Genomic DNA, 25994 nt, shown 5'->3' on the forward strand with positions numbered 1-25994 from the left:
ATGACATGGATCCCGGCAAAGTGTGACGAAAACAATAGAGAGGCGTGAAATAATGGCTGGTATCAAAGTAGTGACAATCGGTGGCGGATCAAGCTATACTCCCGAATTAGTAGAAGGTTTTATCAAGCGTTATAAGGAACTGCCGATCAAAGAATTGTGGCTTGTCGATATTCCGGAAGGAGAAGAAAAATTAGAAACGGTAGGTGCACTTGCTAAACGGATGGTGAAAAAAGCAGGTGTTCCGATGGAAATCAAACTCTCTTATGATCGGAAGGAGGCGCTACCGGGAGCGGATTTTGTAACGACACAACTTCGTGTGGGACTGCTGGAAGCCAGAGCCAAGGATGAAAAAATACCGTTAAAATATGATGTAATCGGACAGGAGACCAATGGCCCCGGTGGGTTATTTAAGGGACTGCGCACCATTCCGGTGATTTTGGATATATGCAAGGACATTGAAGCGCTGTGCCCGGATGCCTGGTTGATAAACTTTTCCAATCCAGCGGGGATGGTGACGGAAGCGGTATTGCGCTACAGTAACATAAAAAAGACGGTCGGCCTATGCAACGTGCCGATCGGTATGCGTATGAGCGTGGCGGAAATGCTCGAGGTCGAGCCAGATCGGATACACATTGATTTTGCAGGTCTGAACCATATGGTGTTCGGTCTTCGTGTCTACCTGGACGGAAAAGAAGTCACCAGCCAGGTGTTGGATAAACTAACAAGCGGAGAAAGCATGACGATGAAAAACATCGTTGACCTTGGGTGGGAGCCGGAATTCATCCAAGCATTGCAAATTCTTCCGTGCCCGTATCATCGCTATTACTATCAGACCGACAAAATGCTTGCCCAGGAGAAGAAGGAAGCAGATGAAGCCGGTTCTCGTGCTGAGGTTGTCCAGCAGCTGGAAAAGGAACTGTTCGAACTGTACAGCAATCCGGAACTGGCGATCAAACCACCACAGTTGGAAGAGCGGGGAGGAGCTTACTACAGTGATGCTGCCTGCAGTCTGATCGACTCGATTTACAATAATAGAGGCGATATCCAACCGGTCAATACGAGGAACAATGGAGCCATTTCTGGAATTCCTGCAGAGTCGGCAGTGGAGGTCAATTGCGTGATTACTAAGGATGGCCCGAAACCGATTCAGGTAGGTGAATTACCTGTGCCGGTACAAGGACTCGTTCAGCAAATCAAATCGTTTGAAAGGGTAGCTGCCGAAGCGGCTGTTACAGGTGATTACCAAAAAGCACTACTGGCAATGACGATCAATCCACTTGTTCCTTCCGACACTGTTGCAAAACAGATACTTGATGAAATGCTAGAAGCTCATAAAGAATTTTTGCCGCGATTTTTTCAAACAGTAGTATAATAGAAGGACAGCACCGAAACTGCCAATATGCATTGCAAAATCCGATCTGTTGGAAAAAGGTTCTGATGTTATCAGAACCTTTTTCCGCGTGAGGGATGGAATAAAGTATTTTTGGGCAAGCATGTAAGAAAGGAGGCATTTGGATGAACTCCCGAAGCACGAAGATACTACGTGAATTGATGGCGGCTCGTTCACCTCTGACCAGTGATTATCTGGCCAACATCAATCAGGTTACCTCCAGGACGACGCGACAGGATGTTAAACAACTCGATGCAATCCTATCTCCAAATGGAGCCTTCGTCGAATCGATTCGTGGAACTGGTTACAACCTTCACATTGAAGATGATCAAAAGTTCCGCCATTTTCTTCACGATGTACTGAATGAACAAACAGGGGAGGCTATGCTCATTCCAGTTCTTCCAGAGGAACGGATTTCTTATTTGATCCGTCGGCTGTTGCTTGCGGACGGCTTCTTGAAGCTGGATGACCTGGCAGATGAAATGCACATCAGCAAATCGACGATACAAAACGATTTAAAAAATGCCAAAAAAATATTAGCCAACTACGATATTCATCTGGAAAGCCGTCCGAATTATGGCTTGAAAGCTACAGGAAGTGAACTGAAGCTTCGTTTTTGCATGGCTGAATACATCTTTGACCGAAGTGAAGAGGCAGGGCAAAGTTTATTGAATGCCCAACTCACCTCTTTGGCAAAGGAAGACTTGACGGTAATTTGGAAAATCATCCTTAACCAGATCAAGGAAAATGGACTTACGTTATCTGACATAGCCATTAACAATCTATTCATCCATTTGGCCATCGCCTATCAGCGAATAAAAAACGGATACCACGTTTCTTTATATAATATAGATTTAGACGATATCATCGACAAGAAAGAGTACCAGGTTGCCAAGAAAATGGTCAATCGGGTCGAGGAAAGCTTTCACGTCGCATTTCCACAGGAAGAGATCGCTTATATTGCCATTCATTTATTAGGGACAAAAATGATTTATCAGACCAGCATGGAGATCGACCAGGTAATGGAGGATGATATTTACCAGGTGGTAATGCGTATCCTCGACCGAATGGAAGAAAAGCTGGCTTTGGGAATCAAACAGGATCAGGAATTGATTATCAGCCTGGGCTTGCACCTGAAGCCTGCCATCAATCGATATAAATATGGCATGAACATAAGGAACCCCATGCTGGAGGATATCAAAGCGAATTATCCGTTGGCGTTTGAAGCTGGCCTGATTGCGGGCCTTGTTCTGGAAGAATATACAGGTGCCAAGATCGATGAAAATGAAATTGGCTATTTGGCGCTCCACATCGGGGCAGCCATAGAAAGGCAAAAGCTGAAAACAGGACCGAAACGATGCCTGGTGGTCTGTGCCTCCGGGATGGGCAGCGCTCAATTGTTGTTTTATAAATTGAAATCACAATTCGGGGAAAAGCTGGATGTGGTAGGCACAACCGAATACTATCGATTGAACCAGGCTTCTTTCGACGAGATTGATTTTATTGTCAGTTCCATACCGATTTCGGAACAGCTGCCGGTACCGGTTATCGAAGTGAACACCATCCTTGGGGAAACGGATTTGGAAAAGATCAAATCGTTTGTTTCCGGTACAGAAAATCGATTCGCTGACTACTTTAAGAAGGATTTGATTTTTCTTCAGCAGGATTTTACTTCCAAACAAGAAGTACTGGAGTTTTTTTCCGAAACATTGACGGAGAGACAACTAGTGGACGAGACTTTCCTGTCTGCGGTTGAGGAAAGAGAGGAAGTAGCACCTACGGCTTTTGGAAATTTGGTGGCGGTTCCCCACCCGATCACACCGCAGTCGAACCAAACCTTTCTCGCGTTTTGTACGTTAAAAAGAGCGATTGACTGGAGCGGGAAGCGTGTCCAATTTGTCTGCCTGCTGAGTGTGGAGAAGAACAGCACAGCAGATTTGCAGTCCATGTATGATTTGCTCGGGAGGGTAATCGATGATCCGAATATCGTACAAAAATTGTTAAAAGCCCAGACATACGAAGCGTTTATGCAGATACTTCCCAAGTAAGCGAAAAAGCATTCAACAAATTGAATGCTTTTTTCTGTGTGCCTGGCATGTGCGCACGCTCTAGGGTTCAAGTCCCGAACGGTGAAGGCCATTGTAACCGTTAGCTGAAGGCAAGGGTGTCCGGGGCGACCCGGAATCTGAAGGAAGCCGGAGGCAAATCTCCGACCCGAGGAACACGAATCTCATAGAAGGCTGACACGCTGGGACGAGGTGGCAGAACACACCAAAATCCTAATGGCCGAAGGGAGTGTCAGTAAATGAGGCGGGTACATGGAGAGGAAGTTTGCGCACTTACCCGGGGAGGTCTGCCGGAAACGCGAAGTGCCCTTCGCAACCTGTTCAGTGATGGACAGCTGAACCGGCAGAAGTCAGCCGAGGTCGTAGTACCTATGTGGCTCGAGACACGTAGGGAAGGACCGAATCTTTAAGGAAGAGCGGTCCTTTCGGATGCATCCTTCTGTAAAGACATAGCCAACTCCGTAGGAGCCTGCTCAAAGGAGGAAGTGGTGAAGTCCGCGGGGACTTTGAGAGGGTGGAACAGAAGATGAAACGAAGAAAGAACACCGCTCGCGTAGGAGAGATATCGAATGATGGAACGCATTTTATCACGGGAAAATCTCATACAAGCATTGAAACGCGTGGAACGCAATAAAGGGAGTCAGGGTGTCGACCACATGCCCGTACAAAACCTGCGAAGCCATGTAATGGAACACTGGTCTACCCTGCGTTCTGAACTCGAGAAAGGGACCTATCAACCTGCTCCCGTACGTCGAGTCGAAATCCCGAAACCAGACGGTGGAGTAAGGCTGTTAGGTATCCCAACCGTGGTGGACCGTTTCATCCAACAAGCCATAGCCCAAGAACTAACCAAGGTTTTTGACCCTATCTTCTCGGAACACAGCTATGGGTTTCGCCCGAAACGAAACGCTCATCAGGCAATACGCAGGGCGAAAAGCTATATCCGGGAAGGCAACCGCTGGGTTGTCGACATGGATTTGGAGAAATTCTTCGATAAGGTCAATCATGACAAGTTAATGGGACTTCTGGCGAAGTCCATCAAAGACAGCAAACTTCTCAGGATTATCAAACGGTATGTGAAATCCGGGATTCTCATGAATGGGGTATGCGTACGTTCAAGTGAAGGGACGCCGCAAGGTGGTCCGTTAAGTCCGCTTCTGGCAAATATCGTTCTTCATGAATTGGATAAAGAACTGGAAAAGAGGGGGCATCGCTTCGTCCGGTACGCGGATGACTTTCATATCTATGTATCCTCTCGGAAAGCAGGCTATCGGGTGATGAACGCCATCACTACTTTCATTGAAAAGAAACTTCACCTAAAAGTGAACCGGAAGAAGTCAGCTGTCGACCGACCATGGAGAAGGAAGTTCCTAGGCTTCAGTTTCACCTCATACGGGACACCGAAGGTGCGCGTACACCAGAGAAGTGTCAAGCGTCTGAAGGAAAAGATCCGGGAGTTAACATCGAGGTCGAAGGGATGGAGTATGGAATACCGTATTCGGAAGCTGAATCAATATCTTATTGGTTGGTGCGGATATTTCGCTCTGGCAGATACGAAAAGTATCTTCTCGAGACTGGATGCCTGGATTCGCCGCCGGCTGAGGATGTGTCTTTGGAAAGAATGGAAACGCCCAAAGACCCGTAAAAGAAAACTGATAGCTCTAGGGGTTCCAGGGTGGAGAGCCCTTGAATGGGCGAATACCCGAAAAGGCTACTGGCGAATTGCGGATAGTCCGATACTACACAAAACCCTAAACAACTCTTACTGGAATCGTTTAGGGTTACGCAGTTTATACCAACGATATATTTTCTTACGTCAATCTTAAGGAAACCGCCGTATACGGGGCCGTATGTACGGTGGTGTGAGAGGACGGAGGTTAATCGCCTCCTCCTACTCGATTTGTTATAATGGAGAAGACAATAATTGCCGAAATCTTTTGAAAGTGGGGAGAGAAGATGAAACTGGTCAGCTATACGTATAAAAATAAGCTAGGGAATGTCCGTATCGGAGCCATCGATGGGGACCGGATTATCGACCTTGAGGAAGGGCACAGACATTTTCTTCTGTCACAGGGCGAGGAAGCAGGTGAAAAGTTGCTGCCATCCGATCCGATGGCTTTTTATAGGATAGGCCAAACCGGCATCCATCAAGCCAAGGCGGCCCTCGCATATGTGGCGGAACATCAGGTGGCGAGTGCTGAAGTGGGTCGGACGGAGGTAAAGCTTGAACTGCCCGTGTCCAACCCAGGAAAAGTCATTTGTGTTGGTACCAATTATGCGGATCACGTGAAAGAAATGAACAGTATTATCCCTGAACACCCAGTGCTGTTTGCTAAATTTACCAACGCGCTAATCGGGCCAGAAGATAAAATCGAAAAATCAACTGCTACGGAAAAACTTGATTATGAAGTGGAGCTTGCAGTAGTAATCGGAAAACGCGCGAAGAAGGTTACCAAAGAGGAGGCCATTCCATATATTGCTGGTTACACGATTGGCAATGATGTTTCAGCGCGTGACTTACAAAAACGAACCCCGCAATGGCTGCAAGGAAAGACGCTGGACAGAAGTACGCCGATCGGTCCGTGGGTTGTAACTGCTGATGAAATTGCAGATCCCGGTAACCTTGAGGTGAAGTCATTTATCAACGGCGAGCAGCGACAGTCTTCCAATACGAGCGAGCTCATTTTCGATGTTCCCTATCTCGTCTCCTTCGTCTCGGATTTAATGACGTTGGAACCCGGCGATATTATTCTGACCGGGACTCCACATGGTGTCGGCTTTGCGATGGATCCTCCACAATTCTTGAAGGCGGGAGACCGTGTGACGATGGAAATTGAAAAAATAGGCCGCATGGAAAACATCGTTATCGACCAGGACGCATAAAAAACCCTGTGCAGCTTATCAAAGCTGCACAGGGTTTCTTCGTGTATCAAATCATTCTTCAATCACGATCGCCTGGCTGCCCATTTGTATCCAGGCCTTTTCAAAATTTTCCCTGTCCACTTGTTTGTTCTTTCCACCGTATGGGTCGTTGATATAAACATAGTCGTCCTCATATCCGGTAACTGCCACGCTGTGGAGGCTGAATGTAACCTCTACCTCTCCATTTGGAGTCTGCCAGGTTTCAAACCCGCCGGCAGGAGCAAAGGAAGAGGTGGTAATGATCCAAACCGGATGGCTATTATCCAATGCTTGATAGATGGCGTCCGGATTGCTGCCAGTTAGATCAACTGCTCGATCACCGACATATTTACGGGCTAAATCCATCATCGGTCCATGATAAACTCCAAGTCCCGGACCGTCTGCCATGTTTCCGACAAACCCTTCATTCGGATCCCCTTTAAGCCCATTTTCATAAGTGAGCGGGACAACATTCACGTTTTCCGCCAATTCGTTTTTCGTTACATCGTATCCATGATAATTCAGGATCATCGCCAGACTTGTTACCTCACATCCGTTATACAGACGGGGTGCCGCCATTTGTTCGATAAGTGGTACATCGAGTGGCAGGTCTGCTTTTTCTTCCGGAATGTCCAGTATGAATAAAGGGTCTGCTGTTTGTTCTTCTACGGTTATCGGAATATCGAGCTGCTTTAAAAAATCGGCAGTGGCATAGAGCTTATGGCCATAAGCAAGCACTTGTTCCTGGTTAACTCCATTCATTTTTAAGGCTTGCAGCTTTTCCTGTTGGCTCTGTTGCTTGGATTGGGGAAAATGAATTTGTTCTTCCTCGACCGTAGCAGTAGCCACCTGTAATAAGGAATCGTAAGCAAGCTTGATCGAAGGGTGATAGGTCAAAATGGGATCCACTGGTAAGTAATATTGCTTTCCTTTCCGCAGTACCGGATTTTCGAGTTGTTTTTCTTTAATCTGTAGCTTCGCTTCAGACTTGGTCACGGGAGTCGTGGCTGGTTTTTTGGCCGTCTCCGCTGAAGCTGTTTTTTCTTCCATCTTAGCAGGCTGCACAGCTGTTTTATAGAATAGATAACTAATAGATGCTATGCATAAAAACGCTACAAGAATAAGCGATTTTTTCAATCCAATCAACTTCCTTTGTACTTCTGAATTAGTGCTTATTATAGTACAAGATTCATAGAAAGAAAATGACCTGGATTGCTCAATTTGTCCAAGAGTGTCGGGAGTTGTCGATCGTCGATCGGCTTGATAGATTGCCCTTTTCGAGCTGCATTACCTGGCTCTTCCGTCAAATCTGCTTGTAACTTGTTTTACGCCTTCTCTGCTATTCTCACAAGCTGCTTACCAATGTTTTCACCGGTGAACAGTCCAAAAAATGCTTCTGGAATTTGTTCGAAGCCTTCTTTTATGGTTTCTTTATAGGAGAGTTTCCCACTTTCGACCCATTCTGCCAGTTTGGAAAAGCCTTCTTTGAATCTGGACTGGTAATCACTAACGATGAAACCTTTTACAAGCGCACGGGATTTGACGATATACATTTGCAATCTCGGTCCCTGGGCATCTGGATCATTATAGGTAGCAATCGATCCGCATTGCGGAATTCTCGCGAAATCATTCAGCAGTGGGTACACAGCATCCGATACTTCTCCTCCTACATTATCAAAATAAACATCGACCCCATTCGGACATGCTTCAGCCAATGCCTCCCGGAAGTGATCGGATTTATAATTAATTGCCTTGTCGACCCCTAGCTCTTCTGTTAAATAACGGTTTTTTTCCTCACTGCCTGCTATTCCCACGACATGAGCACCATAAATTTTGGCAATTTGCACGACAACAGACCCAACTGCTCCTGCTGCAGCAGATACGACGACTGTTTCCCCTTTTTCCGGCCTGCCGATATCGGTAAGACCGAAATAAGCGGTTAAACCAGGCATTCCTAAAACACCCAACGAAGTGGTGACAGGGCCTAGGTCAGGGTCTATTTTTCGAAGTCCGTCGGCTGGTGCTGTGGAATACTTTGCCCATGGCAAGGTCCCTGTAACCACATCGCCGGGTGCTAGCCTGTCTGCATTGGATTCCACTACCTGCGCAATGACTCCGCCGTTGATCGCCTCATGTAAGGCAAAAGGTTCCACATACGATTTGGCATTGCTCATCCGTCCTCTCATATACGGATCGACCGATACATAAAGGGTCTTTAGCAGTACCTCATTTTCCCCGGGCACCGGCATTTCCGTCTCCACGCGTTGAATATGTTCTTCAGTCGGCATTGCTTCTGGCCTTTTTACTAATTGGATTTCCTGATTTTCAGTCATGCTTCTCTCCCTTTCGTATAAAAGTAGTTTCTATTTAAATGGTAACACGCTCGATTTTAATGGGCATCTCATAAGGGTTGAGAGCAGTGCTTATCTGTTTTCAGAGATAAAGAGAATGAAACGCTTATCGTAAATGTTGAAATATCTGAATAAAATAAAAAATACGGTTGTATAAAAATTCATATTAAAGTATAATTATTAACCAATCAATTGTATGGTCAGGAGTGAGGATTTAAGGTGAAGGTAGCGATTATTGGTGGGACCGGCTATGGTGCCATCGAACTGATACGTTTTTTATATAACCATCCATATGCAGAGATTGAAGCAGTTATCTCCCATTCACAAAGCGGTCAGCCGCTTGCAGCAGTGTACCCCCATGTTAACGGAGTACGAGAAATGCCGCTTGAAAAACTTTCCGTACCGGATCTGGCTGATCGTGTCGAGTTGGTGTTTTTCGCCACTCCACCTGCTGTCAGCAAGGATTTGGTGCCACAGTTTCTGGAGTATGGTATCCCATGCATCGATCTCTCAGGAGACTTTCGCCTGAAATCTCCACAAGCTTATCAGGAATGGTACGGTTCTCCTGCCGCTGAAGAACGGTATTTGGAAGCGGCGGTTTATGGGTTAAGTGAAATGAATGGAGCGGAAGTGGCTGCAGCAAACCTGGTAGCCAATCCCGGCTGCTATCCAACCGCTGCCCTGCTCGGGCTGATTCCGGCAATCAAAAGCAACATAATCGAAGACCGATCGATCATCATCGATGCGAAGTCGGGTGTTTCCGGTGCTGGACGGGGAACATCGCTGAACACCCATTATCCTGAAATGAATGAGAATTTAAAGGCTTATAAACTTGGACGGCACAAGCATATACCGGAAATTGAACAAGAGATTAGTAAGATGGCTGGCCATCCTGTGCAAGTAACGTTTTCGACTCATCTTGTCCCGATGACAAGGGGGATAATGAATACGATATATGCAGACCTCCGTCAGCTTGTTTCAACGGATGAAGTGATAGAGATGTATGAAGCATTTTATCGGCTGCAGCCTTTTGTGCGTATTCGCAAAAATGGAGAACTGCCTGCAACGAGAGAAGTATATGGAAGCAATTACTGTGATATTGGGATCCATGCCGATCAGAGAACAGGGAAACTGACCATTGTTTCAGTGATCGACAATTTAGTGAAGGGGGCGTCAGGGCAGGCCATTCAAAATATGAATCTATTGAAAGGCTGGGACGTCTCTACAGGTCTAAACTACTTACCTATTTATCCTTAAGGAGGGCGAAAAAATGTCAGAACATGTAGAACAATTGACCAAAAAGGAAGTGACCCTGTTGCCGGATGGAAACATAGCCACTCCTCAGGGGTACACGGCAGGCGGTGTCCATTGCGGACTTCGAAAAACCAAACTGGATTTTGGCTGGGTATATTCGGAAGTACCGGCAACAACGGCAGGTGTCTATACAACAAATGCTTTTCAGGCGGCACCGCTCCTAGTAACCCAAGAAAGCATCAATAGTAGTCAAAAAATCCAGGCGTTACTTGTCAACTCCGGGATTGCCAATGCTTGCACGGGGGAGCAGGGGCTTAACGATGCGTATCAAATGCGTAAGTGGGGAGCAGAAGCATTTCATGTTATGGAGGAGTACACGGCCGTTGCATCGACGGGGGTCATCGGTGAAACTCTGCCGATGGAAAAAATCAAATACGGCATCGATCAAATCCATCTGCCAGACAATAATCATGTTTCCCGCTTTGAACAAGCAATTTTGACAACCGATACAAAAGAAAAGGCGACTGCCGTTGAACTTGAAATTGATGGTCGAAAGGTATCGATCGGCGGAGCGGCAAAAGGTTCCGGAATGATTCACCCGAACATGGCAACGATGCTGAGCTTTATTACGACGGATGCGGCTGTCGAAGCGTCGTCTTTATCGCAGGCTTTGAAGGAAATTACTAATAAATCTTTCAATATGATTACCGTAGACGGAGACACGAGTACAAACGACATGGTACTGGTGCTTGCGAATGGCAAGGCAGGAAATCAGCAGCTGAAAGCAGATCATCCGGACTGGGAATTGTTTAAACAAGGGCTGACGACAGTTTGCGAACTACTGGCAAAAGAGATCGCCCGGGATGGAGAAGGTGCCACCAAATTAGTAGAAGTCCAAGTGGAAGGGGCGGATTCTGATCAGTCAGCCCGCACCGTCAGCAAGGCAATTATTTCTTCCAATCTGGTAAAAACGGCTATTCACGGAGCAGATGCCAACTGGGGGCGGATTATAACGGCAATTGGTTATAGCGGCCAGCCGGTAGATCCAGGCAAGGTCAGCATTTCGCTCGGCCCTGTTCTGGTAGTGAACAAAGGGATGCCTGTACCGTTTGATGAAGCAGTGGCAAAGGACTATTTACTTCAGGATAAAGTATCGATTCATACCGATTTGGGGAGTGGTACTGGAAAAGCTACGGCCTGGGGCTGCGACTTATCTTATGAATACGTACGGATCAATGCATCCTACCGTACTTAAAGGGAGGAAGTCGGAATGGAATATGTTGTAATCAAGTGCGGTGGCAGTATCTTTTCACAGCTGCCGCCAGCTTTTTATCGAAATATCGCAGAATTGCATAAAGACGGAGTCCAGCCGGTGCTTGTCCACGGTGGAGGACCCTTGATATCCCAAACACTTTCTCAACTACACGTGGAAACCCAGTTTGTTGATGGATTAAGGGTGACGACGGAGGATGTATTGGAAGTAGCAGAAATGGTCCTAAGTGGATCGATGAACAAGCAGCTTGTACGGCAACTACAGCTGCAGGGTGGAAAAGGATTTGGCCTAAGCGGGGTAGACGGTGGGTTGCTACAGGCTGTCCCTGCTGAAAAGCTTTCTCTCGGTTATGTCGGCACGGTTGAAAAAGTAGAGGTCTCGATCCTCGATAACCTTTTCAGCCAGGGTTTTATCCCGGTTATATCCCCGATTGGAATGGACCAATCTGGCCAGAAATACAACATCAACGCTGATGTAGCCGCTGCCGCAATTGCCCAGGCGCTACAGGCGAAATTGTGTTACATCAGTGACATCCCCGGCATTTTAGTCGAAAAGAATGGCAAAACGGTGGTTCTGCATGAAACGACGAGCAGCCAAATCGAACAATTAATCGTCGATGGGACGATTACCGGTGGGATGATTCCCAAAGTACGATCGGCATTGCAGGCGCTGGAAAACGAAGTGCCGGAAACTGTGATTCTGAACGGATTGGAGCCGTACAGCCTGCTGTCTTTCTACCAGGGAAAGGCTGTCGGAACCAAAATCAGTTTACATTCGGAGGTAAAATATGTCTAAACAAACAGTACCTATGGCCACACCAATGCTCATGCCTACTTATAATCGTTTTCCACTTACATTGGTCAAAGGGAAAGGAAGCTGGGTTTGGGATGAAACGGGCGGTAAATACCTTGATTTTACGGCCGGTATTGCCACTTGTAATCTCGGTCATGCTCCCGACCAGGTGAAAGCAAAGCTGGAGCTTCAACTCGATCAATTATGGCATTGCTCGAATTTGTATCATATACCCCCTCAGGAAGAATTGGCCGAAATGCTGGTGAAGAACAGCTTCGGAGACCAGGTGTTTTTTTGCAATAGCGGAGCCGAGGCAAACGAAGCGGCAATTAAATTGGCTAGACGCTATGCACAGGTAGTTAAAGGAACAAATGCTTGTGAAATCGTCACTTTCAGTCAGTCATTTCACGGCCGGACGCTGGCCACCCTGGCGGCTACAGGACAGGAGAAAATCCAACAAGGCTTTGCGCCGCTGGCCGAAGGATTTCGTTATCTTCCTTATAATGACAAGGATGCACTGGAACTTCTGGTAACGGATAAAACATGTGCTGTTTTACTCGAACTCGTCCAAGGAGAGGGAGGAGTCATTCCTGCAGATTATGATTGGGTTCAACAGTTGGCAGCAATTTGTAAGCAAAACGGTATTTTGTTGATGATTGATGAAATTCAAACGGGGATTGGCAGAACAGGAACGTTGTTCGCTTATGAACAATACGGTCTCGAACCGGATGTAATCAGTTTGGCTAAAGGACTGGGGAGCGGCATTCCGATTGGAGCGATTATCGCCAATCAAAAAGCGGCCCAGGCATTTTCACCCGGCTCTCATGGTAGTACTTTTGGCGGCAACCCCTTTTCTACAACAGCTGGACTGGCAACCATTACGCACATCATCGAGCAGGGAATAGTGAAACAGGCAGCAGAATTGGGTGCTTATTTAGAGGAAAAATTGCACGGATTAAAACAGCAGTTTCCGGAAATTAAAGAGATTAGAGGAAAAGGCTTGCTGCAGGGTATCGTCGTAGAAGGCAATGCAATGGATTATGTGACAAAAGCGCGGGAGCGGCAACAGCTTTTATTACTTGTTGCCGGCCCAGACGTCATTCGTGTCCTTCCACCATTGACGACCAGTGAAGCCGAGATTGATCAATTTATTGCTGCGATGGAAAAAGTATTTGCCTCATAAACAGTTGGCAGCTCTCCCATACAATGGCACAACGTATAGTAGAAAAATGTTAAACGTATCATTTGTCCTCTGTTTAACCTGAAGCGATTTGCCTATCGGTACGTTTTCTTTAAATATATAGGACATATCGAGTACAATATAAAGGCAGATATTTAGAAAAAGAGGGATTTATAATGACAGATACATCGCAAGCCAACTGGAGTGCTTTTCAGGAACAACATAAGAACAAAGCAAGATTATTAATTCATTGTCCGGACCAGCCTGGGATTGTCTCGGCTGTTTCTGAATTTTTATATCAGCATGGAGCCAATATTATCGAATCGAACCAATACACGACGGATCCTTCTGGCGGGGAATTTTTTATGCGTCTGGTGTTCGAAGCAGAGGAGCTTTCGGCTAAAAAGGAAAAACTTGAACAAGATTTTCAGTCCATTGCTCAATCCTTTCAAATGGATTGGCGTTTTAGCTATGTCTATCAAATCAAGCGGATGGCCATTTTTGTCAGCAAAGAGCTTCACTGTCTCCGTGAACTGTTGTGGGAATGGCAGAGCGGTGACTTAATAGCAGATATTCCCCTCGTCATCAGTAATCATGAAGATGCAAGGGAGACCGTTGAGTCACTTGGCATTCCGTTTTACCATATTCCAGCTAACAAGGATATTCGAAAGCAAGTTGAGGAGAAACAACTGGAACTGTTACAGGAATACGATATTGATTTAATTGTTCTTGCTCGCTATATGCAGATTCTCACCCCTGAATTTGTGGCGGCAAATAAAAATAAGATCATCAATATACATCATTCCTTCCTGCCTGCTTTTATCGGTGCCAACCCATATGAGCGTGCTTATCAGCGCGGCGTGAAGTTAATCGGGGCGACTTCTCACTTTGTGACCGATGAGCTGGATGAAGGACCGATCATTGAACAAGATATCAGTCGTGTCGACCATCGTGACAACAGTGCGGCTATGAAAAAAATCGGGCAATCGATCGAGCGGAGTGTACTTGCCAGGGCAGTCAAATGGCAGCTGGAAGATCGAATTATCGTCCATCAAAACAAAACAATCGTTTTTTAGTTTAAGCGTGAACCCAGGTCATCCGATGACTTGGGTTTTTGTCTGCAGGAGCAAATACCACGTTATGTCTCGGTTTTCCGTATGCTTGTTTTTCCGGTATACTGAGAACAGTTAATTCGTTGCGAAAGACAGCGGAACGGAACCGGAGGTGATGGAATGACACGATGGCAGGATAAATCAAAAAGCGAGCTTGTTTATGAGGGCTTTATGATCGTGCTGGCCGCCTGCTCGGTTGCTACGATCTGGCAAAGTACCCGTTATAATAGTTACATCGTCTGGGTCACCTGGGGGATATTTTTCGTGGACTTTGTTTACCGGGTTCTACGTAGTGACCATAAGTGGCAATTTATCAAAAGCAACCCTTTTCTTCTCATTGCTGCCATTCCATTAGATGCAGTCTTTCAGCTTGCCCGCTTTGCCCGAATCTTACATTTGCTGCGCCTGAAGACGATCACGAAGTACTATACCAAGCCGTTCCTGCGGTTTCTTCGCCGGCAGCGTTTGGGAACCGTTCTTTCTGTAACCATAGTGCTTGTCTTTCTTTCAATCATTCCATTGCATTATTTTGAACCCGGGGTACAGAGTTACTGGAAAGCGTTGCTCGGCAGCATCAGGACGCTCGTCTTTTTTGGACAGGCATCCTTTGACCCTGCTACGCCAGCTGGTCATGTAACGGTGGTAGTGCTGACGGTTTTTGGGGTCATCCTTCATGGACTGGTAATAAGTACGGCTTTTGATTATTTCTTTCATTCTCGAATTGTCCAAAAAATGGTGCAAAAGAGGAAACAAAAAGCAGGTTAGCTGCACGTTTTTTGTTACCGCTGAATAGTTTAGCTATGGGCGGTGATGAAATTGACCAATCATTTTCAAATAAACCAGGAGTTGGAACGTCTTTTAATCCAACCAAATTTAACCAGGGCAAATGTGGCCCATAGTATTTATATTGATCAGTTGCTGCACATGGTCCAAGTACATGGTGGACGTATTTCTGTGGATACGACCCATCTTCGGGAAGGGACTCACCAGTTACACATTGTTTCTATCGAACTTCCAACAGGAATACCGGTAGCTTCTGCTGAATGGGAATTTCAAATTGGACAGCGACACGCTAGAGTTCGAGATTTTCACCCGGGTGATATTCTTGTGGCAAGTGATAACCTCGACGAGCTAAAAACAGGTTATGTCGGCCATTCTGCACTTGTAGTCGATAAAGAAAATGTTATTGAGTCGCCTGGCTTGCACCCAGCTATTCGCAAAGCATCGATCCAACAGTTCTTGGATAAGCATCCTATTCATGCCCATTTCCGGCCAAAGTCGCCTGAGGCAGGAAAATCTGCCGCTGATTTTGCAAAGGAATACCTCAGTCAGTTCAAAGAAAAAGGGCAGCAAGCGCCAGTTTTTTCCTTCAATCTATCATCTGCTTTAGATGACCCGTGGGAATATATCTATTGTTCAAAACTGATTTGGCTCAGCTACTACTACGGAGCAGACTATAAGATGGAAAACGATTTTCTTTGGTTCTCACCGGAAGACCTGTATAATAAATTGAAGGAGAACGGTGACTTTACGACAGTTTACAAGCATCCTGATGTAAAGTTCATTCTCAACACGTAGCCGATTCTCCGGCTGCGTTTTTGTTTGGTGGAAAGGAAAAAACGTATGGGAAAGTTTTTTAGGAAGTCTTAGCGAGAATACTTAGATGAACAAACGGAAAGGAGCAACAAAATGAATCAATCGTTTCGAGCATACAAAGTGAATCAGACAGAGTCGGGATTTTCGGCCGGTATCGAGTCTCTTCAAAGTGAAGAGCTGCCGAAGGGCGAAGTATTGATAAAGGTTCATTACTCCAGCGTCAATTTTAAGGACGCAATGGCTAACACCCCAGATAACAAAATTGTGGAAGCCTATCCTATGGTGCCAGGAATAGACCTGTCGGGAGAAGTAGTCGAATCGGAAGATGACCAGTTTAAACCTGGCGATAAGGTGATTGCAACCAGTTACCAAATCGGAACCGGGCATTATGGCGGTTACAGTGAATATGCCAGAATCCCATCTGAATGGGTCGTGCCGCTACCGGATGGTTTGTCGCTGAGAGAATCGATGATTCTTGGAACGGCAGGCTTTACTGCTGCCCTGTCCATCCAGCAGCTGGAGGCAGCTGGATTAAACCCCGATAAAGGCAAAGTGTTGGTTACAGGAGCTACTGGAGGAGTAGGCAGTACCGCAATTGCCATGCTGGCCAAACGCGGTTACCATGTCGTGGCAAGTACAGGAAAAGAACATGCCCACGAGTACTTGCGCAACATAGGAGCAGACGAAATTGTATCGCGGGAAGCCGTTTATGATGGGAAAATTAGACCTTTGGATAAGCAGGAGTGGGCCGGTGCTGTCGATCCGGTCGGTGGTGAACAGCTCGCCTCCCTACTTACCAAGCTGCACTATGGAGGGGCGGCAGCTGTCAGCGGCCTGACAGGCGGCACTTCCGTTCCCACGGCTGTATTTCCGTTTATCAGCCGTGGCATCCAGCTGTTGGGCGTTGATTCTGTAAACTGCCCAATGCCTATTCGCAAAAAGGTCTGGGAACGTTTGGCAGATGACTTGAAGCTAGAAAGCCTGACAGAGTACATTGAAAAAGAAATCAGCTTGGATGATCTACCGGATGCCTTGCAGACGATCCTCGAAGGAAAAGCGCAAGGACGGATGGTTGTCAATCTCCAGAAATGATAGAAAACGAAAACCTTCGCTTGCATACCATGCATGCGGAGGTTTTTTGTATAGATTTACAAAAGCCACAAAAAATAACGGTAACGATACATAGATGGGAGGGTAAAAAAATGTACCGATTAAAAAGAAGCTGCTGCATGTTAGCCTTAATGATAGCAATTCTATTCATTGGCGCGGGCACTATTCAAGCTGATGAGGACCAACAGGAGATAGTGGAGAAAAAGCCAGAGCTCACTGAACATCAACAAAAAGAGCTGGCAACTTTGTATCAAGACTTGTTTGACAAGCGCAAAGGGATCATCAACAAATATGTGGAATTCGGTGTAATAGAAAAAGAAAAAGCGGATAAAATCATCAAAAAACTGGATGAGCATTATCGAGTGCTTGAAAAGAACGGTTTTATAATGGATCACAAACATCATAAGGGAAAACATGATCATAAATTTTCCCACTAGCCAAAAAGCCCAGCCAATTTTGGTTGGGCTTTTATACTGTCATGTCCTCTTTCTTTTCCGTCTTTTCTTCCGTATCATCCGCCCGAAATAGCCTGTCTCATTCTTCTCTTTTCCTTATTTTTTGAATAAATTACTCGTTATAGTTGATTGTACGTACAATTTAACTTATTATTAAATTATCCGAAACTTATACGTACAAATGACAACTTGTTTGATAAGGGGGAAGCAATATGCTTGAACAACTAAAGCAGGAAGTGTTGGAAGCGAATCTTGCTTTACCGAAACATGGATTGGTGACTTTTACTTGGGGAAATGTAAGCGGTTACTCTGAAGAGGAACAATTAGTTGTGATTAAACCAAGCGGAGTGGCTTACGATGAATTGACGGCACAGGATATGGTGGTAGTTGATATGCAGGGAGATGTAGTGGAAGGGAGACTGAATCCTTCTTCTGATACCCCTACCCATCTCGTTCTATATCGGCATTTTAAAGGTATTGGCGGTATTGTCCATACGCATTCTCCTTTTGCTACAAGCTGGGCACAGGCGGGAAGGCCAATTCCGGCATTGGGAACCACCCATGGTGATTATTTTTATGGAAGCATCCCATGTACTCGCCGAATGACCGAAATGGAAATTCATCAAAATTACGAACAGGAGACAGGGAAAGTGATTGTAGAAACATTTAAAGATACCGATCATCACCAGGTACCCAGTGTTTTGGTACATAGCCATGCCTCCTTTAATTGGGGGAGGAATGCACAAGAAGCTGTCCATAATGCTGTCGTTCTTGAAGAAGTGGCTAAAATGGCCATGCATACTTACCAATTGAACCCGGCGGTAGAAGAGATGGATCAAGCTTTACTGGATAAACATTACCTAAGAAAACATGGTTCTGACGCTTACTATGGTCAAAAAAATAGGTGAGGGGGAGAAGCGGAAAATGACAGAAAGATATGCAATTGGAATAGATTTTGGGTCCGAATCGGGCAGAGCTGTACTTGTTTCCTTGAAGGATGGAAAAGAGATTGCAGATCATGTAACCCATTACCCGCATGCAGTCATGACAGAACAGCTTCCTACAGGAGAACCGTTAGGACTGGAATGGGCTCTGCAACATCCTGATGACTATTTGGAGGTACTCCGGAAGTCGATTCCTGCTGTGCTCAACATATCAGGAATAAATCCGGTCGATGTCATTGGGGTTGGAATCGACTTTACAGCATGTACCATGCTGCCAATAGATACATTAGGCAACCCGTTATGTTTTGACCAATCGTTAGCCCGTAATCCGCACAGCTGGGTAAAGCTGTGGAAACATCATGCGGCTCAGCCTGAAGCGACAAAACTAAATGAAATTGCCGCACAGCGCGGAGAGAATTTTCTTGCGCGTTATGGAGGGAAAATCTCCTCAGAATGGATGATAGCGAAAATTTGGCAAATCCTTAACGAAGCGCCTGATATTTATGAGCGAACCGATCAGTTTGTGGAAGCGACTGATTGGGTTATTTCCAAATTGACCAACCAGCTTTTACGTAACAGTTGTACTGCTGGCTACAAAGCGATTTGGCATAAGCAGGAAAGTTATCCGTCCAAAGACTTTTTTAGGGCATTGGATCCCCGGCTGGAGAACCTTACGGAGACTAAGCTTCGGGGCGACGTAGTGCCGCTCGGAACAAAAGCCGGAGGGTTGACGGAAGAGATGGCCCACATTACCGGTTTGCAACCCGGCATTGCGGTAGCTGTCGGAAATGTTGATGCACACGCCGCCGTTCCGGCCATGGGCGTGGTATCCCCCGGAAAAATGGTAATGGCAATGGGCACCTCGATTTGCCACATGCTGCTTGGTACAAATGAGCGCGAGGTTGAAGGGATGTGTGGGGTGGTAGAGGATGGCATTATTCCAGGCTATTACGGTTATGAGGCAGGCCAGTCGGCTGTAGGTGACATATTTGCGTGGTTTGTGGATAAGGCTTGTCCGGAAGAAGTGTTCCGTGCTGCTGAAACCAATGGTGTCAGTGTACACCATTGGTTGGAATCAAAGGCAGCAGCTTACAAACCGGGCGAAACAGGTCTACTGGCCCTCGATTGGTGGAATGGCAACAGGTCCGTGCTAGTTGATACAGAACTGAGTGGATTACTGATTGGGGCTACATTGCAAACAAAACCAGAAGAAATCTATCGAACATTGCTAGAATCCACCGCTTTCGGGACAAGAAAAATAGTAGATGCATTTCATGACAATGGCATAGCCGTTCATGAGTTGTATGCTTGCGGCGGACTGCCGCAAAAGAACAAACTGCTGATGCAAATTTACGCGGATGTAACCAACCGGACAATCCGGATTGCAGACTCCAGGCAAACCCCTGCCTTAGGGGCAGCGATGTTCAGTGCCGTTGCAGCCGGAAAAGAGCAGGGCGGATTCAACTCTATCGTGGAGGCGGCTGAAAAAATGGGTCGAGTAAAGGAAGAGGTAGTCACGCCGATTCCAGAGCATGTGAAAGTGTATGAGCAGCTTTACCAAGAATACAGCAGGCTGCACGACTACTTCGGTCGTGGTAAAAATAATGTGATGAAGCGGTTAAAAACCGTTAAAGCTTCAGCCAGAAAGGAAGCTGCAGTAAAAACTACTTAAATTTGAAACTGTTGAACAAGGAGAGGGTCCGAGATGTTAACAATAAAACCTTACGAGTTTTGGTTCGTAACGGGAAGCCAACACTTATATGGGGATGATGCACTAAAGGAAGTGGAGGAGCATTCGATCCAATTAGTAAAAGGGCTAAATGAAGGAGACAGTTTTCCTTTTAAAATTGTATTTAAATCTGTCCTAACCACGGCAGAGGAGATATATCGGTTTATCCAGCAGGCAAATACCGATGAACACTGTGCCGGAATCATTACCTGGATGCATACCTTTTCACCGGCGAAAATGTGGATAGCTGGTCTCGACAGCTTGCAAAAACCGCTTCTCCATTTGCATACCCAGTATAATAGGGACATTCCATGGCAAAAAATAGATATGGATTTCATGAACCTAAATCAATCCGCTCACGGGGACAGGGAGTACGGTTTTATTGGGACTAGGATGGACATCTCACGGAAAGTGATTGTCGGTTATTGGAGAGATCCGAAGGTGCTGGATAAAATAGGAATCTGGATGTTGACAGCCGCTGCTGTGGTTGAAGGCAGGAATATCAAAGTAGCCCGCTTTGGGGATAATATGCGAAATGTAGCAGTTACGGACGGAGATAAAATTGAAGCCCAGATAAAATTCGGATGGTCCGTTGATTACTATGGGATTGGTGACTTGGTAGAAGAAATCGAACGAGTTGAGCAGGACCGTGTCGATGCTTTATTTGAAGAATATAAGCGTGTTTATACAATAAAAGACGAAGAGATTAATAGAGATACAATAAGAGAACAAGCGAGAATAGAAATTGGCCTCAAGCGATTCTTGGACCGTGGAGGTTATACAGCTTTCACTACCAACTTTGAGGATTTACACGGAATGCAGCAGCTGCCAGGATTAGCAGCACAACGCCTCATGGCTGAGGGATATGGATTTGCAGGTGAAGGTGATTGGCGTACTGCGGCATTGCTTCGGCTGATGAAAATCATGGCAAACAACCAGGGTACGTCTTTTATGGAAGATTATACGTACCATTTGGAACCTGGAAATGAGATGATTTTAGGCTCCCATATGCTGGAGATTTGTCCGACGGTTTCTGCTACGAAGCCGGAGATCGCGGTCAATCCCCTTACTATGGGAGGGAAGGCGGATCCAGCCCGGCTCGTATTTGATGGAAGAGGAGGCCATGCTGTCAATGCTTCTCTTGTCGAGATGGGTGGAAGGTTTCGTTTGGTTGTCAACGAAGTGTTGGCCGAGCAGCCATCTATCGAAACCCCGAACCTTCCAGTAGCAAAGGTGCTTTGGAAACCACTTCCGTCTTTAAGTGAGGCTACCGAGGCTTGGATACTCGCCGGGGGTGCCCATCATACGGTCCTGTCGTTTAACGTGGCAACAGACCAGCTGCTGGACTTTGCTGAGATGTGCCGGATTGAATGTGTGGTTATCGACCAGGATACTAATCTACGGCAGTTCAAAAAAGAACTAAAATGGAATGAGAGTGTCTGGAAATAAGGATAATACGTAGAGGGCAGAGATTATGGCAAAGTCTCTGCCCTTTTTATCATCATTACGGAGGAAGCCGAAATAAATCCTATTTGGAAGACATAGCCTTTCGTAGAATGAGGTGTTATACTGACAAGGATAACTTATACGAATAACTTTAGGGATGTATAACAAGCAGAGGTGTTAAGATGCAAACCAAACATAGTATGGTGAAACAGGCGATAAAATCGAAAATACTGGACGGAACGTTTCAACCCAATCAAAAAATAAGTTCTGAAAGTGAATTGATGAAGCAGTTTAATGTCAGTCGGCATACGGTCCGTTTAGCAATCGGGGACCTGGTCAATCAGGGATGGCTATATCGTGAGCAAGGTGCTGGTACGTTTTGTGCAGATCGTTCCAGCTTAGAAGATAAAGACAGGCCATCTCAAAAAAATATTGCCATTATAACGACCTATATTTCTGATTATATCTTCCCCTCTATTATTCGAGGTGCAGAATCGTATTTAAGTGATAAGGGCTATAATGTTTCATTGTTCAGCACTAATAATAACCATGAGAGTGAAAAAGAATTATTGGAAAAAATATTGACTCAACAGTATGACGGAGTGATTGTAGAACCAACCAAAAGTGCATTCAGTAATCCTAATATCAATTTGTACTTGAACTTAGAGCGGATGAACATTCCATACTTGATGATCAATGCGTTCTATGAGGAGTTAGAGCCGCTTTACATCGTGATGGATGATGAAAAAGGCGGGTTTACTCAAACGGAGTATTTAATTAAACAGGGACATAAAAATATAGTTGGATTCTTTAAAACGGATGACTTGCAGGGAATTAAAAGGATGAAGGGATTTATCAAAGCACATAGAGCGAACCGTTTGCAAGTTGATCCGCAGAACATCATCACCTATAGTACCGAAGAGAAACGATCCAAGCCCTCAGAGGAGTTAGCATCTATTCTTGCTTCATCCGGTAATCGTCCTAGTGCACTCGTTTGTTACAACGATGAACTTGCGTTAAATATCCTGGACGTTTTACGAGAACGAATGTTATCAGTCCCGGATGATATCTCGATTGTCGGATACGATGATTCCATACTCGCGCAACTTTCTGAGGTGAAATTGACAACGATAGCACACCCGAAGAGCGAAATGGGCGAAAAGGCAGCACAAGTAATCCTTGAGTTGATTGATGCTAAAAATGGCAGAGGGAAATTGAATGTCGATACGATTTCGTCCGTGGTGTATGAACCAGAATTAATTGAACGAAATTCGACGAAAAACCTTGAGATCGTAAAGGGTTAAATAAAAATCGCTTTTCGTATTTGTATGGTAACGATTTTAGCTGCAGGACAACAGTATGGATACAAGGAAAGGAAGTTTTTACAGGCACCAGGGTGTACATGATCCATATTCTACAGATAATGATTCCAATACAGTTATTAAAGGGATATCCAGTAAAAGTACGTACAACTGGATATTCTTTTTTATTTGGTTTGGACAAGCGATTTCACGCCCTTTATCAAAGGTATCTGGCGATATTCTATATAAGTTTTTCGAAAGTTAAAAAAGTTATTGCATAATGAAAGCGCTTATCTTATAATAAACGTACGTACAACTTGGGCGCTTGATGAAAAGAAGCTGTGTATTCCAATCTCTTCTTTTGAAAGCGTTATCTAAATCTGAGTAAGGAAAACGAGGGGGAGAAGCATGAAAAAATGTTATGCACTATTATTTGTTGTATTTGCGCTTGTTCTTAGTGCTTGTGGAAACAGTGGCCAGGCCGGCAGTCAGGAAGAAGGAGACAAAACAGTAGGGATCGCTATGCCGACAAAGTCGTCCGAACGGTGGGTTCATGATGGAGATAATATGGTAGAGCAGTTTGAAGAGCTGGGTTATAAAACAGATCTGCAATATGCGGAAGATGTAGTGGAAAATCAGGTATCTCAAATTGAGAATATGATTACCAAGGGCGTGGACTTGCTGGTGATCGCTTCGATTGACGGCGAGGCACTTACAGATGTTCTGGAACAAGCTGAACGTTCGGATATTCCGGTAATTGCTTATGACCGCTTGATTATGAACAGTGAGCATGTAAGCTATTATGCTACTTTTGACAACTTTCAAGTCGGTGTTTTACAAGGAGAGTATCTGGAAGAAAAACTAGGTCTTGCAGATGGTGAAGAGGGACCGTTCAATATCGAGTTATTTGGAGGATCTCCAGATGATAACAATGCCTATTTTTTCTGGGATGGGGCAATGTCGATTCTTCAGCCATATATGGATGAAGGGAAGCTTGTAGTACCAAGTGGCCAAACAGATTTCAATCAGGCAGCAACGTTAAGATGGAGTGGATCAGAAGCGCAAGAACGTATGGACAACATCCTAAGTGCCCATTATTCAGATAAAAACCTAGACGCGGTTTATTCCCCGTATGATGGAATCAGTATCGGTGTCATCTCTTCCCTGAAAGCTGTCGGATATGGAACCGATAATCAGCCGCTCCCGGTTATAACGGGACAGGATGCGGAAAGCGCCTCGATCAAATCGATTATTGCTGGTGAGCAAACCCAAACGATTTTCAAGGATACCCGCATACTTGCAGAGAAAGCTGTTTCGATGGCAGATGCAGTGTTAAAGGGTGAGGAGCCAGAAGTGAACGATACAGAAACTTATGATAACGGAAAGAAAGTAGTGCCTTCCTATCTTGTTGAACCGGTTTCAGTGGATGCTTCTAACTATGAGGAAGAACTAATCGAAACAGGATACTACACGGAGGAAGATTTAAAGTAACGCCCGGTACATAGATGATTCGGTTGTAAACTGAGTCATCTATATCCTTTTTTGCAGGAGTGATAAAACAGATGGCAACGATATTGTCGATGAAAGATATTACGAAAACATTTCCTGGTGTAAAAGCACTTGATAACGTGAACTTGGAGGTGGAACAAGGAGAAATTCATGCCCTGGTAGGTGAAAACGGGGCTGGAAAATCCACCTTAATGAAAGTGCTTAGCGGTGTTCATCCTCATAATAGCTACTCTGGCGATATATTCTTTCAAGGAAAAAAGTGTGAGTTCAAAAACATCAATGAAAGTGAAGAATTGGGGATTGTGATTATCCATCAGGAGCTAGCTTTAATTCCTGAGTTATCGATAGCAGAAAATGTTTTTTTGGGGAATGAGCAATCGAACAAAGGAGTCATTAACTGGCACGAAACGGTTGAAAAGACCAAAGCACTGCTTCATAAAGTAGGATTGCCAATCGATCCTCAAGTATTGATCAAGCATATAGGTGTAGGCAAGCAACAGCTTGTTGAAATAGCCAAAGCACTCTCGAAAGAAGTAAAACTACTTATATTGGATGAGCCTACCGCAGCACTGAATGAAGAAGACAGCGAAAATCTTTTGAATCTATTGATTGAATTTAAAAAACAGGGCATTACTTCCATATTAATTTCCCATAAGTTAAAAGAATTAATGGCAGTGGTAGATACCATTACTATCCTTAGGGATGGAAAAACAATTGAGACGCTTTCAATGGAAAAAGACGGCGTTACGGAGCAGCGTATTATCAAAGGGATGGTCGGGCGTGATTTGCGTGATCTTTATCCTGAGCGTATTTCACAACCTGGTGACACAGTTTTGGAAGTGAAAGACTGGAAGGTTTTCGATCCGGAAAATCCACACCAGCAAATCATCCATAATGCTGACTTTTACGTTAGGAAAGGCGAAATAGTTGGTATCGCAGGTTTGATGGGCGCGGGCAGAACCGAGTTGGCGATGAGTGTGTTCGGGAAGTCATATGGAAGAAATATAAGCGGCAAAATCTATAAAGATGGAAAAGAAATTCAAATAGAAAATGTCAATCAGGCTATCGAGAATGGACTGGCATATGTATCAGAAGATCGAAAAAAATATGGTTTGATACTGAACGATAGTGTAAGGAAAAATTTAAGTTTGTCTAACTTATTTAGAATATCACAGAGAGCCATCCTTAATAAACATGAAGAAGTGAAGCAGGCTGAAACCTTAAAAACATCGATGAATATTAAGACGCCTAACATTGAACAAAAAACAATCAATTTAAGTGGTGGCAATCAACAGAAGGTTGTTTTAGGAAAGTGGATTTTTACAGATCCGGACGTATTGATATTGGATGAACCTACCAGAGGGATAGATGTAGGAGCTAAAAACGAGATTTATAAAAAAATAAATGACTTAGCCTTAGAAGGCAAGGGGATCCTGATGATTTCCTCGGAACTGCCGGAATTACTAGGTATGTGTGACCGGATTTATACGCTGGCAGAAGGTGTAATCACAGGGGAGGTCAATAAACAAGAGGCAGACCAAGAGAAATTAATGACATATATGACTCGTAGTAGGAGGTCCTGAGA

22 protein-coding genes are annotated in these 25994 nt (G+C 45.1%); 20 read left to right on the forward strand and 2 right to left on the reverse strand.

What is annotated here, in order from left to right; all coding sequences use genetic code 11:
* Nucleotides 1-52 precede the first annotated feature (52 nt).
* The 5 genes from BN1067_RS05505 (at nucleotide 53) to BN1067_RS05520 (ending at nucleotide 6339) form a co-directional block, all read left to right on the forward strand.
* On the forward strand, nucleotides 53-1372 hold the full coding sequence (locus tag BN1067_RS05505) for a 6-phospho-beta-glucosidase (protein WP_053217887.1): 1320 nt from the start codon (nucleotides 53-55) through the stop codon (nucleotides 1370-1372).
* Nucleotides 1373-1515: 143 nt separating this feature from the next.
* Complete coding sequence (locus tag BN1067_RS05510; protein WP_053217888.1) at nucleotides 1516-3438, forward strand: BglG family transcription antiterminator; 1923 nt, start codon at nucleotides 1516-1518, stop codon at nucleotides 3436-3438.
* Between the two features lie 257 nt (nucleotides 3439-3695).
* Entirely contained in the window at nucleotides 3696-3866 is a 171-nt protein-coding gene (locus BN1067_RS19780) for a hypothetical protein (protein ID WP_199868474.1), read from the forward strand.
* Nucleotides 3867-4025: 159 nt separating this feature from the next.
* Nucleotides 4026-5282: a group II intron reverse transcriptase/maturase gene (gene ltrA / locus BN1067_RS05515; RefSeq protein ID WP_053217889.1), complete on the forward strand. Its 1257-nt coding sequence runs from the start codon at nucleotides 4026-4028 to the stop codon at nucleotides 5280-5282.
* A gap of 130 nt (nucleotides 5283-5412) precedes the next feature.
* Nucleotides 5413-6339: a fumarylacetoacetate hydrolase family protein gene (locus BN1067_RS05520; RefSeq protein WP_053217890.1), complete on the forward strand. Its 927-nt coding sequence runs from the start codon at nucleotides 5413-5415 to the stop codon at nucleotides 6337-6339.
* 51 nt (nucleotides 6340-6390) lie between these two features.
* Here the strand turns inward: BN1067_RS05520 and BN1067_RS05525 are convergent, their stop codons facing one another.
* Complete coding sequence (locus BN1067_RS05525; RefSeq protein ID WP_053217955.1) at nucleotides 6391-7119, reverse strand: C39 family peptidase; 729 nt, start codon at nucleotides 7117-7119, stop codon at nucleotides 6391-6393.
* Nucleotides 7120-7682: 563 nt separating this feature from the next.
* Nucleotides 7683-8690: an NADP-dependent oxidoreductase gene (locus BN1067_RS05530; protein ID WP_053217891.1), complete on the reverse strand. Its 1008-nt coding sequence runs from the start codon at nucleotides 8688-8690 to the stop codon at nucleotides 7683-7685.
* A 237-nt stretch (nucleotides 8691-8927) separates the two neighbouring features.
* Here BN1067_RS05530 and argC point away from each other — a divergent pair, with 237 nt between their 5' ends.
* From argC to mmsA, 15 genes are all read left to right on the forward strand, one after another.
* On the forward strand, nucleotides 8928-9965 hold the full coding sequence (gene argC, locus BN1067_RS05535) for an N-acetyl-gamma-glutamyl-phosphate reductase (RefSeq protein WP_053217892.1): 1038 nt from the start codon (nucleotides 8928-8930) through the stop codon (nucleotides 9963-9965).
* A 13-nt stretch (nucleotides 9966-9978) separates the two neighbouring features.
* Nucleotides 9979-11217 (forward strand): bifunctional ornithine acetyltransferase/N-acetylglutamate synthase, encoded by a 1239-nt coding sequence (argJ, locus tag BN1067_RS05540; protein ID WP_053217893.1) that lies wholly within the window; start codon nucleotides 9979-9981, stop codon nucleotides 11215-11217.
* 15 nt (nucleotides 11218-11232) lie between these two features.
* Nucleotides 11233-12030 (forward strand): acetylglutamate kinase, encoded by a 798-nt coding sequence (gene argB / locus BN1067_RS05545; protein WP_053217894.1) that lies wholly within the window; start codon nucleotides 11233-11235, stop codon nucleotides 12028-12030.
* Nucleotides 12023-13210, forward strand: coding sequence for an aspartate aminotransferase family protein (locus tag BN1067_RS05550; protein ID WP_053217895.1), 1188 nt, complete (start codon nucleotides 12023-12025; stop codon nucleotides 13208-13210). The genes argB and BN1067_RS05550 overlap by 8 nt, the downstream gene beginning before the upstream one ends.
* A gap of 173 nt (nucleotides 13211-13383) precedes the next feature.
* A complete protein-coding gene (gene purU / locus BN1067_RS05555; RefSeq protein WP_053217896.1) occupies nucleotides 13384-14283 on the forward strand; it encodes a formyltetrahydrofolate deformylase in 900 nt (299 codons plus the stop codon).
* A 156-nt stretch (nucleotides 14284-14439) separates the two neighbouring features.
* Complete coding sequence (locus tag BN1067_RS05560; protein WP_053217897.1) at nucleotides 14440-15084, forward strand: hypothetical protein; 645 nt, start codon at nucleotides 14440-14442, stop codon at nucleotides 15082-15084.
* Between the two features lie 51 nt (nucleotides 15085-15135).
* Nucleotides 15136-15897 (forward strand): C40 family peptidase, encoded by a 762-nt coding sequence (locus BN1067_RS05565; protein WP_053217898.1) that lies wholly within the window; start codon nucleotides 15136-15138, stop codon nucleotides 15895-15897.
* A 111-nt stretch (nucleotides 15898-16008) separates the two neighbouring features.
* The gene (locus BN1067_RS05570; protein ID WP_053217899.1) at nucleotides 16009-17007 is read left to right on the forward strand and encodes an NADPH:quinone oxidoreductase family protein; all 999 of its coding nucleotides are present in this window, start codon (nucleotides 16009-16011) and stop codon (nucleotides 17005-17007) included.
* 110 nt (nucleotides 17008-17117) lie between these two features.
* Nucleotides 17118-17462, forward strand: coding sequence for a YckD family protein (locus tag BN1067_RS05575; protein WP_053217900.1), 345 nt, complete (start codon nucleotides 17118-17120; stop codon nucleotides 17460-17462).
* Nucleotides 17463-17692: 230 nt separating this feature from the next.
* Nucleotides 17693-18388, forward strand: coding sequence for an L-ribulose-5-phosphate 4-epimerase (araD, locus tag BN1067_RS05580; protein WP_053217901.1), 696 nt, complete (start codon nucleotides 17693-17695; stop codon nucleotides 18386-18388).
* A gap of 16 nt (nucleotides 18389-18404) precedes the next feature.
* Nucleotides 18405-20096 (forward strand): ribulokinase, encoded by a 1692-nt coding sequence (locus tag BN1067_RS05585; RefSeq protein ID WP_053217902.1) that lies wholly within the window; start codon nucleotides 18405-18407, stop codon nucleotides 20094-20096.
* Between the two features lie 33 nt (nucleotides 20097-20129).
* Nucleotides 20130-21602 (forward strand): L-arabinose isomerase, encoded by a 1473-nt coding sequence (gene araA, locus BN1067_RS05590; protein WP_053217903.1) that lies wholly within the window; start codon nucleotides 20130-20132, stop codon nucleotides 21600-21602.
* 179 nt (nucleotides 21603-21781) lie between these two features.
* The gene (locus BN1067_RS05595; RefSeq protein WP_053217904.1) at nucleotides 21782-22903 is read left to right on the forward strand and encodes a GntR family transcriptional regulator; all 1122 of its coding nucleotides are present in this window, start codon (nucleotides 21782-21784) and stop codon (nucleotides 22901-22903) included.
* 405 nt (nucleotides 22904-23308) lie between these two features.
* On the forward strand, nucleotides 23309-24391 hold the full coding sequence (gene chvE / locus BN1067_RS05600; protein WP_053217905.1) for a multiple monosaccharide ABC transporter substrate-binding protein: 1083 nt from the start codon (nucleotides 23309-23311) through the stop codon (nucleotides 24389-24391).
* A 71-nt stretch (nucleotides 24392-24462) separates the two neighbouring features.
* Entirely contained in the window at nucleotides 24463-25992 is a 1530-nt protein-coding gene (mmsA, locus tag BN1067_RS05605) for a multiple monosaccharide ABC transporter ATP-binding protein (RefSeq protein WP_053217906.1), read from the forward strand.
* The last annotated feature ends 2 nt before the right edge of the window (nucleotides 25993-25994 follow it).

The sequence above is a fragment of the Virgibacillus senegalensis genome, assembly GCF_000821245.2.
Lineage (GTDB): Bacteria > Bacillota > Bacilli > Bacillales > Amphibacillaceae > Sediminibacillus > Sediminibacillus senegalensis.

Excerpts from the sequence above, each read along its gene's own strand:
- BN1067_RS05505 (WP_053217887.1), top strand. The coding sequence starts at position 53 with ATGGCTGGTATCAAAGTAGTGACAATCGGTGGCGGATCAAGCTATACT.
- BN1067_RS05510 (WP_053217888.1), top strand. The coding sequence starts at position 1,516 with ATGAACTCCCGAAGCACGAAGATACTACGTGAATTGATGGCGGCTCGT.
- BN1067_RS19780 (WP_199868474.1), top strand. The coding sequence starts at position 3,696 with ATGAGGCGGGTACATGGAGAGGAAGTTTGCGCACTTACCCGGGGAGGT.
- ltrA (WP_053217889.1), top strand. The coding sequence starts at position 4,026 with ATGATGGAACGCATTTTATCACGGGAAAATCTCATACAAGCATTGAAA.
- BN1067_RS05520 (WP_053217890.1), top strand. The coding sequence starts at position 5,413 with ATGAAACTGGTCAGCTATACGTATAAAAATAAGCTAGGGAATGTCCGT.
- BN1067_RS05525 (WP_053217955.1), bottom strand. The coding sequence starts at position 7,119 with ATGAATGGAGTTAACCAGGAACAAGTGCTTGCTTATGGCCATAAGCTC.
- BN1067_RS05530 (WP_053217891.1), bottom strand. The coding sequence starts at position 8,690 with ATGACTGAAAATCAGGAAATCCAATTAGTAAAAAGGCCAGAAGCAATG.
- argJ (WP_053217893.1), top strand. The coding sequence starts at position 9,979 with ATGTCAGAACATGTAGAACAATTGACCAAAAAGGAAGTGACCCTGTTG.
- argB (WP_053217894.1), top strand. The coding sequence starts at position 11,233 with ATGGAATATGTTGTAATCAAGTGCGGTGGCAGTATCTTTTCACAGCTG.
- BN1067_RS05550 (WP_053217895.1), top strand. The coding sequence starts at position 12,023 with ATGTCTAAACAAACAGTACCTATGGCCACACCAATGCTCATGCCTACT.
- purU (WP_053217896.1), top strand. The coding sequence starts at position 13,384 with ATGACAGATACATCGCAAGCCAACTGGAGTGCTTTTCAGGAACAACAT.
- BN1067_RS05560 (WP_053217897.1), top strand. The coding sequence starts at position 14,440 with ATGACACGATGGCAGGATAAATCAAAAAGCGAGCTTGTTTATGAGGGC.
- BN1067_RS05570 (WP_053217899.1), top strand. The coding sequence starts at position 16,009 with ATGAATCAATCGTTTCGAGCATACAAAGTGAATCAGACAGAGTCGGGA.
- BN1067_RS05575 (WP_053217900.1), top strand. The coding sequence starts at position 17,118 with ATGTACCGATTAAAAAGAAGCTGCTGCATGTTAGCCTTAATGATAGCA.
- araD (WP_053217901.1), top strand. The coding sequence starts at position 17,693 with ATGCTTGAACAACTAAAGCAGGAAGTGTTGGAAGCGAATCTTGCTTTA.
- BN1067_RS05585 (WP_053217902.1), top strand. The coding sequence starts at position 18,405 with ATGACAGAAAGATATGCAATTGGAATAGATTTTGGGTCCGAATCGGGC.
- araA (WP_053217903.1), top strand. The coding sequence starts at position 20,130 with ATGTTAACAATAAAACCTTACGAGTTTTGGTTCGTAACGGGAAGCCAA.
- BN1067_RS05595 (WP_053217904.1), top strand. The coding sequence starts at position 21,782 with ATGCAAACCAAACATAGTATGGTGAAACAGGCGATAAAATCGAAAATA.
- chvE (WP_053217905.1), top strand. The coding sequence starts at position 23,309 with ATGAAAAAATGTTATGCACTATTATTTGTTGTATTTGCGCTTGTTCTT.
- mmsA (WP_053217906.1), top strand. The coding sequence starts at position 24,463 with ATGGCAACGATATTGTCGATGAAAGATATTACGAAAACATTTCCTGGT.